At 39.0% G+C, this 1,888-nt stretch carries 2 protein-coding genes; both read right to left on the bottom strand.

What is annotated here, in order from left to right:
* Window positions 1-19: 19 nt before the first annotated feature.
* Window positions 20-430 carry an Asp23/Gls24 family envelope stress response protein gene (locus tag V7147_RS24890; RefSeq protein ID WP_335370479.1) on the bottom strand — a complete coding sequence of 137 codons (411 nt, stop codon included), beginning with the start codon at window positions 428-430 and terminating at the stop codon, window positions 20-22.
* Window positions 431-456: 26 nt separating this feature from the next.
* Window positions 457-1,806 (bottom strand): acetyl-CoA carboxylase biotin carboxylase subunit, encoded by a 1,350-nt coding sequence (gene accC / locus V7147_RS24885; RefSeq protein ID WP_335370478.1) that lies wholly within the window; start codon window positions 1,804-1,806, stop codon window positions 457-459.
* Between the last annotated feature and the right edge of the window lie 82 nt (window positions 1,807-1,888).

The raw sequence follows: 1,888 nt of genomic DNA, 5'->3' as shown, positions 1-1,888 counted from the left end.
TCCGACTGAATTAATTTCCTTAAATCTCTTCTTCAACTTGCACTTCCGGTTTTTGGGATTCAAATAGGACACCAACAACGTGGATGTTTACTTCATTTGCATCTAAAGCAGTCATATTCAATAAAGCTTGACGTACATTGTCTTGAATTTGACGAGCAACATTAGGAATAGAAACACCAAAGTTCATAACACAGAATACATCAACAATAATGCCTGTTTCTGTTAATTCTACTTTGACACCTTTTCCGTGATTTTTCTTTCCTAACTTCTCAACAACACCTGAAGCAAAGTTACCTCTCATTTGTGCGACTCCTTCAACCTCTGAAGAAGCTATACCCGCAATTACTTCGATAACCTCTGGCGCAATTTCTACCTTACCAAGACTGTTGCTACCTTGATCCATTTCTAAAATATTCATTTCAGCTGTCATCAATAAGCACCTCCCATATTAGTTTACTACTTCATAACCTCATATAGTTCAAGAAATTTTGTATTGAAGTCCCCGCCTACAAATTGTTCATGATTCATGAGCTTGAGGTGGAAAGGAATCGTCGTGTGTACACCTTCAATTACAAATTCGCTAAGAGCACGCTTCATTCTTGCAATTGCTTCTTCCCTCGTTGCCCCATAAGTAATGAGCTTTGCAATCATTGAATCATAATATGGAGGTATTGAATAGCCAGGATATGCAGCAGAGTCTATTCTTACCCCAAAACCACCAGGTGGTAAATACATGTCAATTTTTCCAGGAGATGGCATGAAATTCTTTGCTGGATTCTCTGCATTGATTCGGCATTCAATTGCCCAACCATTAAATGTTACATCACTCTGAGCTAATGAAAGCTTCTCACCAGACGCAACGCGAATCATTTCTTTAATTAAGTCTACACCGGTTACCATCTCAGTAACGGGATGCTCAACTTGAATTCTTGTGTTCATTTCCATGAAATAGAATTTGTCGTTGATATGATCATAAATAAATTCGATTGTTCCTGCCCCTGAGTAGTCAACAGCTTGAGCTGCTTTTACAGCTGCCTCACCCATTTTCTGTCTTGTTGTTTCATTTAGAGCAGGTGATGGCGTTTCCTCAACGAGTTTTTGCAAACGACGTTGAATTGAGCAATCTCTCTCTCCTAAATGTATCACATTTCCATGGTTATCGGCTAATACTTGAATCTCTACATGACGGAAATCTTGAATATATTTTTCAATATATACACCAGGGTTACCAAAGGCAGTTGCTGCTTCTTGCTGAGTGATGTTGATTCCTTTAATTAGTTCCTCTTCATCCTTAGCAACACGGATTCCTTTACCGCCACCACCAGCAGTGGCTTTGATAATAACAGGGTAACCCATATCATTTGCAAGTGCGATTGCTTCATCTGCATCCTTGATGATTCCTTTAGAACCAGGGACGATTGGTACTCCCGCTTCTCTCATCGTTTCACGAGCAACGTCCTTTGTTCCCATTTTATTAATGGCTTCGGGACTTGGGCCAATGAAAGTTAGATTTACTTCACGGCAAAGCTCTGCAAAATCGGCATTTTCTGCTAAAAAGCCATATCCAGGGTGAATCCCTTCACTCTCTGTTAGCTTTGCTACACTAATAATATTTGTAAAATTTAAATAGCTATCTTTTGAAGATTTCGGTCCAATACAATAGGCCTCATCTGCTAATTGAACGTGAAGCGATTCACGGTCTGCCTCAGAGAAAACGGCAACCGTTTCAATTCCAAGCTCTTTACAAGCTCGTATAATACGAACTGCAATTTCTCCACGGTTTGCTATTAAGATCTTTTTTAACATAAGTTTAAACTCCTTATTTAAGCTTTTACTAGGAATAGTGGTTGGCCATACTCTACAAGTTGACCATTTTCAACTAATATTT

It is taken from the genome of Bacillus sp. JJ1521, assembly GCF_036965165.1.
Classification (GTDB): domain Bacteria; phylum Bacillota; class Bacilli; order Bacillales; family Bacillaceae_L; genus Ferdinandcohnia.
This window is presented reverse-complemented; position numbering and strand designations above follow the sequence as displayed.

Excerpts from the sequence above, each read along its gene's own strand:
- V7147_RS24890 (WP_335370479.1), bottom strand. The coding sequence starts at position 430 with ATGACAGCTGAAATGAATATTTTAGAAATGGATCAAGGTAGCAACAGT.
- accC (WP_335370478.1), bottom strand. The coding sequence starts at position 1,806 with ATGTTAAAAAAGATCTTAATAGCAAACCGTGGAGAAATTGCAGTTCGT.